Source organism: Ruminococcus sp. J1101004sp1_RTP21198st1_B9_RTP21198_201120, assembly GCF_040924245.1.
GTDB classification, from domain to species: Bacteria; Bacillota; Clostridia; order Lachnospirales; family Lachnospiraceae; genus Blautia_A; species Blautia_A faecis.
The window spans coordinates 19626-36293 of sequence record NZ_JBCOMI010000021.1 but is presented as its reverse complement, the minus strand read 5'-3'; the positions used below and the strand labels follow the sequence as shown (position 1 = coordinate 36293).

17 protein-coding genes are annotated in these 16668 nt (G+C 44.0%); 6 read left to right on the top strand and 11 right to left on the bottom strand.

Going from position 1 to position 16668, the window contains the following annotated elements; genetic code table 11:
* The first annotated feature begins 49 nt into the window (after positions 1-49).
* Positions 50-286 carry a DUF6061 family protein gene (locus AB5618_RS14445; RefSeq protein ID WP_148462658.1) on the top strand — a complete coding sequence of 79 codons (237 nt, stop codon included), beginning with the start codon at positions 50-52 and terminating at the stop codon, positions 284-286.
* Between the two features lie 471 nt (positions 287-757).
* Here AB5618_RS14445 and AB5618_RS14440 read toward each other — a convergent pair whose 3' ends face one another.
* Positions 758-1729 carry an AraC family transcriptional regulator gene (locus AB5618_RS14440; RefSeq protein WP_148462659.1) on the bottom strand — a complete coding sequence of 324 codons (972 nt, stop codon included), beginning with the start codon at positions 1727-1729 and terminating at the stop codon, positions 758-760.
* Positions 1730-1910: 181 nt separating this feature from the next.
* Here AB5618_RS14440 and AB5618_RS14435 point away from each other — a divergent pair, with 181 nt between their 5' ends.
* Genes AB5618_RS14435 through AB5618_RS14415 form a run of 5 tightly spaced genes read left to right on the top strand, consistent with a single transcriptional unit; the run spans position 1911 to position 8207 of the window.
* Positions 1911-2519 carry an MptD family putative ECF transporter S component gene (locus AB5618_RS14435; RefSeq protein ID WP_008688119.1) on the top strand — a complete coding sequence of 203 codons (609 nt, stop codon included), beginning with the start codon at positions 1911-1913 and terminating at the stop codon, positions 2517-2519.
* The gene (locus tag AB5618_RS14430) at positions 2516-3241 is read left to right on the top strand and encodes an energy-coupling factor transporter transmembrane component T (RefSeq protein ID WP_148462660.1); all 726 of its coding nucleotides are present in this window, start codon (positions 2516-2518) and stop codon (positions 3239-3241) included. Before AB5618_RS14435 ends, AB5618_RS14430 begins: the two co-directional genes overlap by 4 nt.
* The gene (locus AB5618_RS14425; RefSeq protein WP_148462661.1) at positions 3238-4710 is read left to right on the top strand and encodes an ABC transporter ATP-binding protein; all 1473 of its coding nucleotides are present in this window, start codon (positions 3238-3240) and stop codon (positions 4708-4710) included. Before AB5618_RS14430 ends, AB5618_RS14425 begins: the two co-directional genes overlap by 4 nt.
* A 4-nt stretch (positions 4711-4714) precedes the next feature.
* Positions 4715-6484 (top strand): ABC transporter ATP-binding protein, encoded by a 1770-nt coding sequence (locus AB5618_RS14420; protein WP_148462662.1) that lies wholly within the window; start codon positions 4715-4717, stop codon positions 6482-6484.
* Positions 6471-8207, top strand: a complete 1737-nt coding sequence (locus tag AB5618_RS14415; protein ID WP_148462663.1) for an ABC transporter ATP-binding protein — start codon at positions 6471-6473, stop codon at positions 8205-8207. Before AB5618_RS14420 ends, AB5618_RS14415 begins: the two co-directional genes overlap by 14 nt.
* Positions 8208-8282: 75 nt before the next feature.
* Here the strand turns inward: AB5618_RS14415 and AB5618_RS14410 are convergent, their stop codons facing one another.
* The 10 genes from AB5618_RS14410 to AB5618_RS14365 all read right to left on the bottom strand — a co-directional run.
* A complete protein-coding gene (locus AB5618_RS14410; protein ID WP_243880076.1) occupies positions 8283-9134 on the bottom strand; it encodes an IS66 family transposase in 852 nt (283 codons plus the stop codon).
* Positions 9022-9768, bottom strand: coding sequence for a transposase (locus AB5618_RS14405; protein ID WP_272092323.1), 747 nt, complete (start codon positions 9766-9768; stop codon positions 9022-9024). The genes AB5618_RS14410 and AB5618_RS14405 overlap by 113 nt, the downstream gene beginning before the upstream one ends.
* Positions 9710-10003: a hypothetical protein gene (locus AB5618_RS14400; protein WP_243271375.1), complete on the bottom strand. Its 294-nt coding sequence runs from the start codon at positions 10001-10003 to the stop codon at positions 9710-9712. The genes AB5618_RS14405 and AB5618_RS14400 overlap by 59 nt, the downstream gene beginning before the upstream one ends.
* A 309-nt stretch (positions 10004-10312) precedes the next feature.
* The gene (gene tnpB / locus AB5618_RS14395) at positions 10313-10672 is read right to left on the bottom strand and encodes an IS66 family insertion sequence element accessory protein TnpB (protein WP_148462664.1); all 360 of its coding nucleotides are present in this window, start codon (positions 10670-10672) and stop codon (positions 10313-10315) included.
* Between the two features lie 128 nt (positions 10673-10800).
* Positions 10801-11049, bottom strand: coding sequence for a hypothetical protein (locus AB5618_RS14390; protein WP_243243702.1), 249 nt, complete (start codon positions 11047-11049; stop codon positions 10801-10803).
* Positions 11050-11428: 379 nt separating this feature from the next.
* Entirely contained in the window at positions 11429-11827 is a 399-nt protein-coding gene (locus AB5618_RS14385; protein WP_148462665.1) for a HEPN domain-containing protein, read from the bottom strand.
* Positions 11820-12158: a nucleotidyltransferase family protein gene (locus AB5618_RS14380; protein ID WP_173736142.1), complete on the bottom strand. Its 339-nt coding sequence runs from the start codon at positions 12156-12158 to the stop codon at positions 11820-11822. Before AB5618_RS14380 ends, AB5618_RS14385 begins: the two co-directional genes overlap by 8 nt.
* 453 nt (positions 12159-12611) lie before the next feature.
* Positions 12612-14858 (bottom strand): DUF2298 domain-containing protein, encoded by a 2247-nt coding sequence (locus AB5618_RS14375; RefSeq protein ID WP_148462667.1) that lies wholly within the window; start codon positions 14856-14858, stop codon positions 12612-12614.
* 28 nt (positions 14859-14886) lie between these two features.
* Positions 14887-16062, bottom strand: a complete 1176-nt coding sequence (locus AB5618_RS14370) for a hypothetical protein (protein WP_148462668.1) — start codon at positions 16060-16062, stop codon at positions 14887-14889.
* The coding region (locus AB5618_RS14365) for an RNA polymerase sigma factor (RefSeq protein ID WP_368366857.1) at positions 16059-16668 on the bottom strand (610 nt) is incomplete at its 5' end. The genes AB5618_RS14370 and AB5618_RS14365, both read right to left, overlap by 4 nt.

Sequence of the window (16668 nt, the reverse complement as noted above, 5' to 3'; positions counted from 1 at the left end):
GCTTCTGATTTTTGAAACTGATGATTGAGCGATAAGGAGATAAGATACGATGAGAACAATATTTGCAGAATACAATCCACAGTGCAACAGTATTGATGTTTATACCAGTGCAGGCTATATGCTTCGCATTGACTGTTGGGAAGCAGAAAAGAATTTAAGAACCACACCCGGATCAGATTGTGCTTTGACGTCTCTTGCAATTGATGAACCATTAGAATATGCAAGGTTATATCTTGATGGAAATTTGCAGATATGGGTAGATGCAGAAGATTCTTTAGAACTTTAATAGTTAAAAGGCATAGGGTAGATATTCGTAGCAGCAGACATTGTAGGAATATGTATAAACTGGCATGTATGCGGTGCTGTGGGAAAGAATCTGTCCTTATCTGCCTGATAGAGCGAGTCGGTGGCAGTCTTATCCGCTCATCTATGAGCCGTTTTTCATCCTCCGTGACATAAAAATTCATCTAGATATTCCGTTTTCGGTTCGCCATGCACTGTCTCCGTTCTTCATAAGAGTTTGGGATAATCCTAACAAGCATTCTTCATTTTCGGGCAAGAAACCTGAAAATACGAAAAATCGCAAGCGTGTATTCGCTTGCTGTGCTTTCCATCGAAGCCTTACCTTCTATTTTCTATCTACTAAATACTACAATCTGGAAAATGGTAAAATGGCTGTATCCGAAAAGGAAAATAGAAAAATGCCACGACTGAACCTCCGTTATAGAGTGATCTGTCGTGGCATTGCATTGTGAATTTATTTTTGCTGAGCCATTTTCCGATACTCAATGGGCAGGAGTCCCGTACTCTTACGAAACAATTCCGCAAACCGGCTAGAAGTAGAGTAGCCGATCATTTCCGCAATCTGTCCTATCGTGAAATCCGTATCAATCAGCAAATGCTCTGCCTGGCTCATGCGGCGCTGTTGAATATACTCTGTGATTGTGCAGCCCTGCAGCTGCTTAAAAGATGTTTTCAGCTTGGTGGTTCCCATACAGGCGATTTTTGCAAGCCGCTCCAATGGGATATCAAACGCATAGTGGTCATTGAGATAAGCAGTCACATTTTCCAATTGTGCTATATCCTGGTCGGATAGATGTTTCTCCTTGCGGGAGAGAATTTTTTTCTGTTCTTCCACCACAAGGGATACGGCCTCAGCCACTTTCGCTTCATAAAATAGTCCTGCGGCAATCCCATCCCCACGGTAGACCTTTACCTCATGGAGCAGCTTTGCCATAGCCGGGAAGTCTGTGGTCTGATCAACCTGCCGGAAAGCTGCAAGTGGGCTGATATAGTCCCCCGGATATTGTTTTTGCAAATAATCCTCATAGTATGCAGGCATGACTTCGATACCAATAGACCGGATGGGGATTTTTTTATGGATGATTGCCTTGTATGGCTTATAGCCGCCAATAAAGGCTTTGATACATCCGGCAGACATCCGCCGGTAAGGATTTAATTCTTCGCCGGAGATGGATTCATACTGAGTAATACTCAGAGCTTCCGGCAAATGAAATTCCATGAAGAAATCCTCATGGAAATAAAAATCATGGATTTTAATGTCGTACAGATCTTTTTTCGCATAGACCCAGTAAAAGCCTTCTCCAAATTCAGGCAATAACTGCCAGCATTGTCCGGCAGAATTGAAGTGGTTATTGCTATCTACCGGGATAAAATGGTTATCTGTTAAAAGCGGCTCATAGTAATCCGCAATAATGTTATTGTTCAAATGACGGCCTCCTTTGCAACGATTGGACGGAGTTTTGCAACGAAAAGACGAATGTGTCTGTAATGTATTGCAGCCCACCCGTAAAGTTAGTATGATATAGGCCGTGGTTAGCAGCAACTAATCATAATATAACAGATTTCAGACGGTAGGTCAACCGTTCTTGAAAGCAGGAGGAAAAAATATGAGTAATCAAGTAAATGCAAAGGCAGGATTGTCTGTCAAGGACTTAGTAACAACGGGAATTTTTACTGCGCTTCTGTTCGTATTCATCATGGTAGGAGGCGTCTTTTTTGCTACCAACCCGGTGCTGACCTTTTTCATGCCCGCCGGGAGTGCTTTGCTTGCCGGACCAATTTATCTGCTGATGATCGCAAAAGTACATAAACGCTGGAGCGTCACGATCATGGGCGTTATCATGGCCATTATCTGGTTTGTCACTGGTATGCACTGGGCGTTTGCGTTGGGCTATCTCATTATGGCTGTCGTAGCTGATTTTGTTGCCGGTACAAAGCAGTACAAGAGCAAGAAGATCAACAGTCTGTCCTATATCCTTTTCTCCTTGGGCGGAACAGGGTCGTACCTTGTTTTCTTTGCTGATCCCCAGGGGTGGGCGCAGACCATGTTGGGAAATGGAACCGAGCAAAGTTATATCGACACCATGCAGACGACCGCAAATGCGGGAATCTTTATCGCCATGTTTGCCGCTCTCCTTGTAACAGCTTCTATCAGTGCATTTGTAGGCTGCAAAATGTTGAAGAAGCAGTTCGAAAAAGCGGGTATTACAGCATGATGGGTAACACCGTCCAGAAAGGGCTTTGGCTTGACCCGCGGGCCAAGCTCTTTCTTATTTTGATGTGTGTACTGAGTTCCATGTTCGCACCTTCTCTTACCTATCAGTTTGCGCTTGTCCTGCTGATTGCTGTATTAGGAGTGCTTTGTGGAAAGTGGAAATATGCCGTAAAAGGGGTATGCTTTTATGCGTTAGTCTGTGTACTGACAGTCTGGATCATGGCGGCTATGATGGGGACGCTGCAGACCATGTTTGTTGCGTTCCTTGGGCTATTTCACAAGGTTTACGCCTGCGGGATGCTGGCAGGGATAGTCTTGTCTACAACAAAGGTCAGCGAATTTTTATCCGCCATGAACCGAATCCATGCCCCGAAAAAATTTGTCATCACATTTGCGGTCATGCTGCGCTATATTCCAACCGTCCAGGAGGACTGGCATTTTATCAAGGACGCCATGCGGATGCGGGACGTATCGCCCTCCCTAGGCGGATTCCTTTCCCATCCGGGAATGACAGTAGAGTGTATCTATGTTCCGCTGATGATGATGGCCTCCAAGGCAGCGGACGAGCTTTCTATCGCTTCTGTTACCCGCGGGATCGAGAATCCCAATCCCCGGACCTGTCTTGTCCAGATAAAATGCGGGATTGCAGATTGGACGGCGATGTTGATTGCGGTTGCTTTCTTTATTTTTGAATTATGTAAGCGGGGAGGTGTGATCAGGTGATTGAGTTTGAAAATGTATCATTTTCTTATGAGGGACAGGAGCATGACAGTCTGCATGGAATCAGCCTGAAAATTGCAGACGGGGAATGTGTCTTGTTCTGTGGCCGCAGCGGGTGCGGAAAAACAACGGTCACAAGGCTGGTAAACGGTTTGATCCCACAATTTTACCAGGGAGAACTTCAGGGGCGCGTGCTAGTGGACGGACAGGAAATCAGTGACCTGCCCATGTATCAGATCGCTGCAAAGGTGGGGTCTGTGTTTCAAAATCCCCGGACACAGTTTTTCAATGTGGATACGGACAGTGAGATTGCCTTTGGAATTGAAAATGAAGCCAGGCCGGTAAAGGAACTGGAGGAACGGGTAGAACAGACAACAAAAGATTTGCATATTGAAAAGCTACGGAACCGAAATATTTTTGAACTGTCGGGCGGGGAAAAACAGAAAATCGCGTTTGCGTCGGTCTATGCCATGAACCCGGAAATCTATCTGCTGGACGAACCATCCTCAAATCTGGACATGGCTTCCATCCAGGAATTGAAAGAACATCTGCGGCTGATAAAGAGCCAGGGCAAAACCATTTTGATTGCGGAACACAGGCTCTATTATCTGATGGAGCTGGCAGACCACATTGTTTATCTGGAAGATGGGGAAATAGCAAGGATTTTTACGCCAGAGGAATTTCTCCGTTTGACGGAAAACGAACGGGAACACATGGGGCTGCGGGCAGTTGACCTGACAAGGGTTCTTCCTCCAGCCACCCATCCTACGGTTCTCCCTCCTACATTAGCAATCCGTGATGTTAAGCTGCGTTATAAAAAGAGGACGATTCTACACCAAATTGCTCTTTCTGTCGCAAAGGGAGAAGTCATTGGGGTTGTCGGTCATAATGGAGCCGGAAAAACCACGTTTTCCCGTGCTCTGTGCGGGCTTCATAAAGACTGTGAAGGTGAGTTCCTTTGGAATGGTCAGCCGCTAGAACACAAGTTGAGGCTGAAACGCTCTTATATGGTGATGCAGGATGTGAACTATGAATTGTTTGCAGAAAGTGTGGAGGCAGAATGTTCCTTCGGAATTCGAAACCCGGATCAGGATTTAGTAGAAACAACCATGGCGGAACTGGGGCTTACAACCTACCGGGAACGCCATCCCAACACGCTTTCCGGTGGACAGAAGCAGCGGGTGGCTGTGGCAGTCAGCATGATCTGTGGAAAAGATTTGCTGGTGTTCGACGAGCCCACCAGCGGACTGGACTTTGACAGCATGGCGCAGGTGGCGGGATTGATCAAACGGTTATCCGAACAGGGAAAAATCATTTTTATTGTCACCCATGATTTTGAATTTGTCTGCCGTACCTGCTCACGTGTCTTGCATTTTGATGAAGGGGAAATGCCGGATGACATCCCTGTTGTGATGGATTTCCTCCCAAAGATCCGGGAACTGTTCTCTGTTTCAGGGGGAAAGGAGATGTGAAGTGATGAAACAGAAAAAGGAAAACAGGATTACATTGCTGCTTCAATGGGCTGGTGAGCAAAAAATCTGGCTGCTACTGGCAATTCTGCTGGCTATGGCAAGCGGCCTATGCATCATTGTTCCGTATATTGGGATTTACCGTGTGATGGATGCCGCTTTCCAGCATATCTGCACAAACGAGCTTGTCGTACAGACGATCATGATGATTGCCGTTTCTGTGGTTCTGCGCTTTGTTTTATTTGGGTGTTCCGGCGTGGCTGCTCATAAAGGTGCTTACGGCGCTTTGTTCAAGGTACGCTGCATGGTAGCGGAGCATCTGGCAAAAGTTCCTCTTGGTACGCTGAATGAGAGGCGGACCGGGGATATCAAAACAGTACTGAATGAAGATATTGAAAAATTAGAGTTGTTCCTGGCTCATAACCTTCCAGACCTTGTGTGCTATATGGTAGGGCCGGTAGCGATTTTTATCTATTTAATGACAGTAAATATCCCATTGGCACTGGTTTCCCTGTTGCCGTTGATTCTGGCCGTTGTGGTAATGGGGGTTATGTTTCGGAATACGGACGATTTGATGAACCGGGCGAACCGATCTATTACAACGCTCAATTCCGTTATGATCGAGTATATCAGCGGTATGAAACTGATTAAAGCGTACAACATGGGGAGCAAGTCGTTCCAGAAATTTTCCGGCGCGATCCAGGAGGAAAACGCCATGTGGAATGAAACCTCCCGGAGAATGGGACCTCCTTACGCAACTTTTGTGGTTCTGATCGAATGTGGGATGCTGCTGATGGTTCCCTTGGGCGGAATGTTCTTCCTGAAGGGCTCCCTGGCGGCCAGTGCTTTTTTGCTGTTCGTCTATGTCGGCTCCATGTATCTGACAGAGATTCGGCCTTTGCAGGAGTTGGGGACAAACTTTGCGAATGTCCTGGGCGCCATTACCAAAACAAAAGAAATATTGGATGTTCCTGTTTATGAAGGCGGAAAGGACTTCCCGAAAAACTATGAGATTGAACTTAAGAATGTACGTTTTTCCTACGATGGGAAAACGGATGTCCTGCAAGGCGTCAACCTCAAGATCAGGGATGGGGAACGCATGGCACTTGTGGGACAGTCCGGCGCGGGCAAGAGTACCGTGATTGAACTGATCTCCCGGTTTTATGATGTGCAGGAGGGGGAGGTGTTGATTGGCGGTATCAACGTGAATGAACTGAACTACGATACCATTCTGAAGAATATTGCCATTGTATTTCAAAAGACATTCCTTACCCGTGACAGTGTCCTGGAAAACATCCGCATGGGTTCAGACGCCAGCCTGGAGGAAGTACGGGCTGCCGCCAGGGAGGCGCAGATTGATGACTTCATCATGTCACTGCCAGATGGTTATGACACAAAGGTAGGCAGTTTCGGCTCCCGTTTCTCTGGTGGAGAAAAACAGCGGATCGCCATTGCAAGGGCAATTCTGAAAAATGCCCCCATCCTGATCCTGGACGAAGCGACAAGCGCCTCTGACCCGGAAAATCAGATGGAAATTGATAAGGCCATCCAGAACCTCTGTAAAGGCAGGACGGTCATTGTGGTAGCGCACAGGCTGAGCGCCCTGAAAATGTGCGACCGTGTGGCTGTGGTAGAGAACCATACAATTACCAACGTCGGCACCCATGAGAAAGTACGGAAAGAGAACGCTTACTATCAGAAAGCATGGGAGGACTACGAAACAGCGCGGGGAATTACTTATCAACTGGAAGGAGGCGGGCAGAATGAATCCGAATAACGTATGGAAGAAGAACAGGGATTTTTATATTGGTGTTGCCGGGACGGTTCTGGAGGGGGTGCTCTCTGGCAGTTTGTTCATGCTGCTTTATTCCGTCATGCGGTTTTTATGGGATGGTCAGTTTGACATGAATCGTGTACTGGCACTAACGGGTATTATCGCTGTCATCTTCCTGTTCCGCATTTTGATATACAGCTATGGCTATACCAAAGCACAGATCGGCGGTGCCAGAGTCAGTAAAAATATCCGCCTGTTTATGGGCGACCATCTCAAACGTATCCCGCTCTCCCGGTTTACGAGGGGGCAGACTGGCGATTATATCAATACAATTACCAGTGATGTAAATAATTATGAAAAAATTCTGACGCATAAGATTGGGGACATTGCAAAGAATTTTGCCTTGTCGCTGATGCTGATCGTTTTTGTGATGACGATTTACTTTCCTGCCGGATTGATTCTACTGACTGCTGACTTGCTTTTGATTCCAGGATTATGGCTTTCCTTCCGGCAGGTAGCGAAATATGGAAAAGAGAAGAACGATATTTGTGCGGAGAATGTCAGCAGCATTGTGGAGTATGTATCCGGTATCCAGACTTTCCGGGCCTATGGCGTTGGCGGTCTGAAAAACAAAACCGTGATCCATGCCATGCAGGAGTTTAGCAGGATCAGCTTTGTGTATGAAGCAAAGGTTCTCCCGATTGGTGCGGGATTCGGTATTTTGAGCTGGCTGTCCTGTCCGGTTGTGATCTGGACGGTCTATGGCCCCTGGGCAGCCGGAACTTTAGATACCGTGTCCTATCTTTTGATTTGTATGCTGCCTTTGTTCTGTGCAAAGCTGGCAAATTCCATTTTTGTAGACCTCACCAGCTATAAGAATCTGATGATCTCGAAAAATAAAATCATGGCTGTGATGAAGGAACCGGAAGAAACTGGCAGCATGAAGTCGTTGCAGGCAGCCTCCCATGAGATTGTATTTGACCATGTGGACTTTTCTTATGTTCCCGGGGAACCGGTGTTAAAACAGGCTTCCTTTACTGTGCCGAATCAGAAGCTGACCGCCATTGTGGGGGATTCCGGCTCCGGCAAGTCTACCATCCTGAACCTGATTGCAAAATACTATGAAGTATCTGGCGGCACGATTTCCATAGGGGGCAGACCAATCAATCATGTAGCTGCGGAACGGGTATTAGACCAGATTTCTATGGTGGATCAGGATGTGTTCCTGTTTGATGATACAGTGCGGGAGAATATCCGCCATGCCCGCCCGGATGCTACGGACGCAGAAATTGAAGCGGCCTGCCGGGAGGCAAACTGTGACGGCTTTATCCGCAAGATGGAGAAAGGTTATGATACGCCGATTGGGGAAAATGGTAATCTCCTGTCTGGCGGTGAACGTCAGCGCCTTTCCATAGCACGTGCCATTTTGAAAAACAGCCCAATCCTGCTGCTTGACGAGGCAACGGCCTCCCTAGACATTGAGAATGAGCTGGCGGTAAAACAGGCGATTGCAAACCTGCTGAAAGAGAAAAAAACCGTGGTGATGATCGCACATACCCTGTCCATAGTAAAAAATGCCGATCAGATTCTGGTGGTTTCCGATGGTCGGATCACCGAAGCTGGTACGCACAAAGAATTGTTAGCAAAGGACGGAAAGTACGCTGCCATGTGGAATGCAGAACAGCAGCTTTCGCATTTTCGATATGAACAGGTTCACAAATCTTGATGCTAACGGAAATATTCGCTGGAATAAAATAGAGTAAGCGATGAATAACCACCCGTGTACGACTTCCAGGAGACCTCAGATAGGAAGGTCCCCTCGATTTTCCGGCAGTATTTTTTCTGTATCTGTTATTCCTGAACAATTTTCCTTTATGAATTCACTCCACGGCATCAGCTGCTTTATGCCTGCGGGCTCATTTTTATAGTCCGGCATATACAGCAAGAGTGTATAGAGATATTGATAAATGTTCAGGTTGTTTGCCGTGGCTGTTTCAATCAGGCTCATGACGATTGCGCTTGCATTTGCACCGTCAACTGTATCATGAAACAGAAAGTTTTTCCTCGCTGTTGCGTAAGACTTTGCCCTCCGTTCCGCTGCGTTGTTTGAAATCTCACATCTTCCATCAAGAAGATAGTTCATCAGTGTTTCTTTGTGGTTGAAGGCATAGTTTACTGCTTTTTCAAGTTTGCTTCCGCCTGTCGGATTCAGGCTTCCCAGCCATGACCAGAATTCATTCCATATTTCCGGTTCCTTTTCCTGGCGTTTCTGTTTCCGTTCCTCTGCAGGCAGTTCCTTATAGCAGCGTTCCAGGAAAAACAGACGGTTGCAGAAAGCTACTCCTTTTTCTGCCGGAAGAAGGCCGTTGTCATCTGACATTCCGGAAGAAGGCTCTTTTAGTTCCTCTTCTGAATTGATATCCAGAAGCTTCAGCTTTTTCCGACGTCCTGTCGGGACATCTTCATAAAACTTCCTGCGGCAGTGTGCCAGGCAGCATACCAGAACCACATCTTCAATCCTTCCATATGCGGAATAACCGTCACAGTGCAGCAGCCCTTTGAATCCGGACAGGAATTCGATCGGGTTTTCCCCGCCTCTGCCGGGTCGGTAATCGTAAAGCACGATCCCCGGAAGCCCATCGCTTCCACTCAGATAGATCCACATATAAGATTTTGAGGTACCATGCCAGGTCCTTCCCTTCTTCATGAAGGACCTGGCATGGTACCTCATCCGCATGGATCACTTCCCGGTCTAAAAGCTTCTGGTGAAGTGCTTCATATACAGGGGCAAGGTATTCCAGAGCACAGTAGTTGTACCAGTGTGCTCTGGAATACCTTGGAAGAGGGACTCCTTTCTGAGACCAGTCTTTTTCCTGGCGGTAGAAGGGAAGGTACAGACAGCTTTTCTGGTACATGACCATTGCCACCATATCCGGTGATGCAGGACTATGCGCAAGTAGGGCAGCTGGTGTTTTGGTAGCCCTGATCGTTGTATCATCCCCTTCACGGCAAACCGGACAGACCAGGGTTTCCTGAAGATACCTGACACGTTCTACTTTCGCAGGGGTGATCCTCAGTTCCTCACGGACAGTTTTGTACCCCAGGTGTTCCATAGGTGCATCACAGTCCGGGCAAAAACGTTCCGATTCTGGTACGTCACATTTGATATCCCGGATGGGGAGCAAAGCGTACAGATCATCACGTACGGATTTCTTTTTTCTGGTACGTTTATGTTCTTTGACCACGACAGTTTCTTCTGGGTCTGTACCCTGTGCAGACAGATCCACGGATCTTTCCTGCTTTACTTTTTCGCTGGAAGTACCAAAAAAGCTTTCTCTTAAACTCATCCAGGGTTTCATTCAGGTTTGCAATGGTACTTCTAAGATCTGTCACCGTGTTGCGGAGTTCCTCAACAGTGGCACGCAGATCAGAGATCGTCTGGTCCTTTTCTTTCAGGCATTCTTCCTGGTCCGCATTTGTTTTCATAAGCAGCTGGATCATATCCTCAGGATTTACAGGCATTGGCTTTATCCGTCCTTTTCTTTTTTATCTTTATTATAAAGGAAAAGAAAGATAACCGCAAACCAGCCGGATTTTCGCTTCGTCATTATGACGGGGGATAACTTTCCTGAAAAAGGCAAAAAGCTGTAAATATCATGCCACTTTGCTTTTTTTTAGGAAAGTTATCCACAGATAAAAAATCAGAGCCGTACCTGGAGTGGGAACATCCACAAATCCAAAAACCGCAGGAAGAGGACGGTGGATAAATGCCCATTGTCTTTGACCTGAAACAGAAATAAAAATTTATAAAATCTCTGTTTTTCACAAAGGTTAAAAATCCTTCTTCCGCCCACTGACCCTGATTGCCTTTGGCTGGTCGATGGAAAGGCCTTCCATAAGCCACCGGAATTCCTGCCTGGAAAGAAGCCTTGCTTCAGAAGCATTCCTCGGCCACTGGAAACGTCCGATTCCATCCAGCCTTTTCTGCATCAGGACGAATCCTGTTTTGTCAAAGTAAAGGGCTTTGATTTTACGGCTGTCCCTTCCGCAGAACAGATAGACAGCATTGGCGTATGGATCCAACTGATAGATGTTGCGGATGATCGCCATCAAACCATCGAAGCTCTTTCTCATGTCGGTCCTTCCGGTGATCAGGAAAATTTTTGATACACCGGAGATGTCGTCTAACATAATGCCCGCAGCGCAGAGAATGTATTTGCGATCGTTTCCCTGGCTGCCCTGTTTGAGATATCAAGCTGGATTCCGTTCATCCGGATTGTGATGACAGTATCAGGATGAATCCCCTCTCCACCTGCTGTTTAGGTTGGCAGGATACAGAATTTCTGCTCTGCGAAAGAAACCGGAACAACTTCCTGTTTCTGGGGAAGCGTATCCTCCCGTTCCGTGATTTCACATGCCTTGGCCCGCAGGCGGCGTATATGATAATAAAACTTGCTTGGCTGGATATGATGCTCTTCGCACCAGATTTTATCCGAAAGACCGCTGGTACGGCACTCATGAATAATATTTAGCCATTCCTCATCAGATCGGCGCGGATGTCTTTTCAAAGTAAATCACTCCCTAATTATAAGAATTATTTGGAGTGTTTTTTTACACAGGACCTTAATGATGTGAAGTAAAATAGTCCGAATAGTAAAGTCACATAGAAGATGTATAGAAGTTCCACTCCATGAGAGAATTATCTCATGAAAAAAGAAAACTGTCTAAACGGTGGGTTATTCATCGCTTACGTTCTTTTTTCTTGCATTGTTTTGCTTCTCCTATGTGTATTTTTGTGTAAAGGAAAAAGAACAATAAATAAAAAATGTATAGTGCAGTGGAAACACTATACATTTCAAAAATTTCTTTTTCGCTAAACATACTTTGGGATTCTGGAAATATACTGTATGCAATACGTCCGGATAAATAAATTGAGATAATTTTGTCTTAAATCATGGTTGGAAGGTATTTTTTTATTTCTTCCAAGATAAAGCAAGCAGACTCATATTGTTTAGCAGCATCCTCTGCTGATGCGATGTAGAATTCACTGTAATCGCTATCTTCTCGGACTGTTTTAATCCTTCCCAGCCTTTTTCCTACTTCTCTTGATACCTTTCCTGATGCTACGTACATTTTGTTAAAATATGCTACAGCATCTTTATGTCTTTTAAAGTCTACTCCTTCAATGGCCAGCACAGCCTTTACTGCATAAAAGGCAACATAATAAGAACGGTTAATACAGTCCTTATATAGATGATATTCCAGGCACATTTTAGCAGCTGTCAGAGTTTCTTCCGCTTGTTCCATGCGGTATACAGAAAGAGCTTGTCGTTTTTCATTATCCATTAACTACGATCCCCTCCTGTTCTACATTATAATAATAAGGAAGATCATTCTTCCAATAGTTAAAATGATCTATATTTTTTATAACTGGTGAAATATCTACCCTGTATTTCATAAGATATTCGAATGCGCAATCTGAAACCTGATCATAAAATGAGTTTATTTTATCCACAGGAGTATTTACCAAAACCATTACATCTATGTCTGAATTCTGGTTATAATCACCCCTTGCATAAGAGCCATATAAGCGAACCATACGAAAATCATCTTTAAAAATGTTTCTCATATCTCGCTCAAATTCTTTTAATATAGTTGAAAGTTCTCTTCTACGCATATAGTCACCTTCTCCCATTTTTTGGATACTTTAATTATAATCCTTCCCATATAGATTGCAAGACTATAATTTTTGTAAACAAGAAAAAAGGCTACTTAGAATTCAACCTAAATTTTTGCTTCACGTTCAGTGTAACCATATTTTTCTGCAATGTCTCTGTTTGATTCGAAATAAAAATATTTTAGAACGAATATTCTTTGGCTCACCTTTTGTTTCCGAAAAAAAGACTGACCAATTTTCTAATCTCTTCATCGTTTCTGTCAGAAGCATACTTTTCATTCGGCAATATGCTCGTAAATTTATCTAGTGCGATAATTACTTTAGCTGACCGCTTTTTTGCTTTTTAGATACCTTGAGGTATCTATAGAAATCATTTCTGGCAACTTTAGCAACATGAGCCCTAAAATTGACTGACTGTGTAGGTGGATTTTGTTCCATATTCCTAAATATGTGTCATTCAGTCATCGTCCCATTGGAAACTTCAATTATCGTTGTCTCACTCTGTCGAAAAACAACTTTTCCTATCGAAGCTAAGAGTTCGCTATTGATTTCTCCATATTTCTCATACTCACAGCTTCCGATGAATAAATAAGAAATCTTATACTTTTCTATCAAAGATTTTATTTGATCAGCGTTGCTTGAAGTGTATATGGTCTGTACGTCCTCTTTTCTCTGGTTTTCTTCTTCCAGATCATTTCTCCACAGCCATTCATGCACATACCAGCCTAAAACCGTTGGCAGTCCTGTCATTGCAGAAACACGGTTATCATAATCCTGGTAACTGTCACCGCTGGCTTCCAGAATGATAGGCTGGCCCTCGACGTTATCATTCAGCCAGCGGATCGCGGCGGCGTCATCGGAAATTGCAGTTTCCAGATAATTTGTTGCATTTAGTGTCTGATATGCATTTCTTTTCGGGAATCCGGTAAACCAATGGGTGATCGCATTTTCCAGGTAGCCGCAGGTTGAGATCAGAACAAGGATCGCAATGATCCCTGTCAGGGACTGAAGCCTTGGACACCTCAGAAGCCCTTTACACATGACAGTACTGTCAGCGCCATTGCATCTTTTTATCCTGTTTACTGTAAAGAATACCAATATATACGCCATCATAATCCCAAACATGATATACGCCTGATAAGTGAGCTTGAACATAGTGTTAGCTCTTGGGGCTGTTTTTTCATAAATGTCCCGTACATAAACAAACTCAGGAATAAAAATCAGCCCTATAGCACAAAGTACAAGAACCAGACCATACAGATCCGAATACTTTATATTGCTAAAAAAGCTCCGAAATTTTTTCTCTGGAAATGTTCCTATGCGTCTCAGAATCCCGATAACAAATGGCACGCAAACCAGAAGCGGGAATGCCCATAATACAGAAAACTGGTAAAAAGCGGTATGTATTTTTACAATTCCAATTCCCTGGACCATTACATTTTCAAAAGTCAGATGAAATGGGAGAGATGCAAGAAACGCAGCCGCCAGCAGTTCAATCCACTGTATCACACTCCATTTCAAAGCCTGGCTTATACAAGAGCCAGAGGAATAACGTTTCAGATTTCCAAAGAGCAATGTTCCGCAGATTACAACGTAGTAGATCATAAAATCCCATGTATTAGAAAAAAGGAACATTCCAAGAAGCAGCCCAAGGAGTCCGATTTCTCTCTGCCTCCAGCTTTTTCCTGAGTTTGTCTTTATCCAGGAATAAAGGATTCCCAGTACCGTCAGGACCAGAAAGACATTGATCACATGGGCATGAAGATCTCCCAGAACAAAAGAATAAGATGGAAACTCATGGATCGTCTCATCCCCGGTCACAGCCGGATCAAAGCCGATATAGCGGGTAGAACTTGGGAACCAGTAATCTGTTTTTATTTTCAGGAGCCTGAGGATGATCCCATAAATAATATAGTGGAGATTTCCACTCATGGACACTGCCATCCCTGCCAGAATACCGCCAAGACAGAAAGACCATTTTCTCCCAGTCTTTAATTTGTCTTTTAGCATCTGACGCACCAGACTAAAAGGAAGAAGAAAGGCAAAAGCAGCAACCATGGTCCTCATCAGATTATAAGTGACCTCTACATTTGTTCCGGTCAGCTTCGTAAGGAATACGGCAAGATACTGTCCGCCATAATAATAATTAAAGGGCTTTCCGGCATACCACATATCCTGGGCTGGCAGAGTGGTACTTCTCATCATGGCCTGCATGAAACCAAAATCCATATATTTTTCCGTCCCATGGGCTGCTGGATGGAATCCGGCCAGATATGTCCAGAAAAGGAACACCAGGAAAAACAGAATCTCTTCCCGGTAGACCAGGGCTGCCTGTTCCCATGGAAGTGAATCCGGGAACCTGTTCTTACATTTGATTCCATATAAAAGACTTCCAAGGCAGCAGATAACCGTGAGGATCACACAGGTGATTCCTGTAAATGGAGAGATCTTCAGACAAGCCAGTAGCCATTGTACATATCCGCATACCGCAACCGCCAGTACCTTGGAAAACATCCAGCCGTTATCATCAAATCCTCGAAACATCCTGGATGTTACCGGCATAAATACCAGTCCCAACAGAAACAGCATCTCCCACCAGGTTAAAAATGCAAAGAAATCAGAACCCAGGAGCCAGTAAGCAGTGCCTGCCAATAAAACAACCGGGGCAATCTTTATCAAATAAATTCGTTTCGCATTCAAGCCAGTATCCTTCCTTTTCCTGTTTTTATTATTCCTTAGTTAGAATATCATTTTCTTCAAGCGTTCCTGTAAATATGGAATATGCTCCTGTTACCTCGCAGCTACCGGAAATTTCCCCTTCATATTCAACCGCTACAAGATCTCCTGTCTTGATCTCTCCACTTTCAATCCATCTTTTTACCCTTATATCATCTGTATATACCTTATATTCTTTTCCGGCTTTGGGGCTCCTGCATAAAGCTGTATTATCAACGATCATATATCCATCTCCAATTTCCGTGACAGTTCCGGATATGGTTGGCACACTACTGCTGGATTTTGTTTCCGTGGAATGCTTTTGTACGTAACGGATGATTTGTCCTGCTGCTTCTTTTCCAATGAAATAGCTGTATTCATAGTCTAAAATATTGGTTGCGAAATAGCCGTCTTCAGAAATGTAGATCACCCGGTTATAAACACCCAGCGTTTTCGAGGTTGCGGTGAAAGCGAGATAAATACGGTTCTCTCTTTCAAAGAAATCACTTGTATTATCAAGTTTTGCATCACTGCGACCCGCAAGAATCTGCCAGATCTCATCATCATTATCTAGCAAAAGTTCCTCTTTTTCCTCATAATTCTCACATTTTGTCACGTAGTTTAACTCTATATTTTGAGAAAGACCATACAGTTCCAGCAACTTTCCTAAAGTATCTGGAGCAGTGCTTTCATCAGCTGCATAAACATAAAATCCGTCTTCATTCCCTGCAGCAATCATCAGTTCTTCTGATATTCCATGAATCTTCCACACCTCAAATGTTTCCGTATATTTTTTTTCGGTATCAAGATCAAGGCCTTCTGCTATACAGGAGCCAATCTCATCCCCTAGTGTATCTGTGTGGATTGGATTCTGGCTTTTTACGGTAAACTGTTTTCCATTTAACTTAATAGCAGGATACTTTTCAGCTGCAGTCTTGTATTTCCATGACCATTCTATGGCTCGTTCTGTTTTAGAAACATGATATTTATATTTGCTTTCAGCTGTTGCGTCATTCTTTAAAAGATGCGGAATCAAAATACCTGCGATTACAAATAGGGTAAGACAAGCCGCAGCCGTCATCCATTTCATTACAGGATTATGCCTTTTCTTTGGCGGTGCTTCCAGTGTAGCAGTGATAAGCTCATTATCAATATAACCAATGGCATCTGCAATTTTGGGTATGTTCATAGATAGATTTCCTCCTTGATCAGATATTCTTTTAATTGGGCTCCGGTGTGAGCCAGCATATGTGTTACTTTGCGTTCAGTAAAACCACATCTCTCTGCAATAGCTATGTTAGATTCAAAATAAAAATATTTTAGAAGAAACACTCTCCGGACCACTTCTTTTTGTTTATTAAGAAAAATACTGATTGATTTTCCAATCTCTTCGTCATTCCTGCTCGGAGCATACCTTTCATCTGGCAGTATATCTGCAAGTTCATCCAATGCCATAACCATATCAGCGGATCGTTTTTTAGCTTTTTGTTTTCTAAATTTATCTATGGAAATACTTCTGACAATTTTGGAAATATAAGCCTTAAAGTTATCCGGCCTTGTAGGTGGAATTTTGTTCCACACTCCTAAATATGTGTCATTCACACACTCTTCCGAATCCTGGAGGTTATTTAGGATATTATAGGCAATTTTATGACAAAGTTTTCCATATTTTATATCTGTTTCTTTAATTGCCTGCTCGTTTCTTTCAAAATAGAGTTCTATGATTTTTTTATCGTCTATGATATTCCCCTCCTCAAAAATGTTCTCAATTATAAAGTCGTCTTTTTTTGATGAG

Bases quoted from the DNA above. Each gene is read 5' to 3' on its own strand.
- AB5618_RS14445 (WP_148462658.1), top strand. From the start codon at position 50: ATGAGAACAATATTTGCAGAATACAATCCACAGTGCAACAGTATTGAT.
- AB5618_RS14435 (WP_008688119.1), top strand. From the start codon at position 1,911: ATGAGTAATCAAGTAAATGCAAAGGCAGGATTGTCTGTCAAGGACTTA.
- AB5618_RS14430 (WP_148462660.1), top strand. From the start codon at position 2,516: ATGATGGGTAACACCGTCCAGAAAGGGCTTTGGCTTGACCCGCGGGCC.
- AB5618_RS14400 (WP_243271375.1), bottom strand. From the start codon at position 10,003: ATGCCTGTAAATCCTGAGGATATGATCCAGCTGCTTATGAAAACAAAT.
- AB5618_RS14420 (WP_148462662.1), top strand. From the start codon at position 4,715: ATGAAACAGAAAAAGGAAAACAGGATTACATTGCTGCTTCAATGGGCT.
- AB5618_RS14415 (WP_148462663.1), top strand. From the start codon at position 6,471: ATGAATCCGAATAACGTATGGAAGAAGAACAGGGATTTTTATATTGGT.
- tnpB (WP_148462664.1), bottom strand. From the start codon at position 10,672: ATGTTAGACGACATCTCCGGTGTATCAAAAATTTTCCTGATCACCGGA.
- AB5618_RS14380 (WP_173736142.1), bottom strand. From the start codon at position 12,158: ATGCGTAGAAGAGAACTTTCAACTATATTAAAAGAATTTGAGCGAGAT.
- AB5618_RS14370 (WP_148462668.1), bottom strand. From the start codon at position 16,062: ATGAACATACCCAAAATTGCAGATGCCATTGGTTATATTGATAATGAG.
- AB5618_RS14385 (WP_148462665.1), bottom strand. From the start codon at position 11,827: ATGGATAATGAAAAACGACAAGCTCTTTCTGTATACCGCATGGAACAA.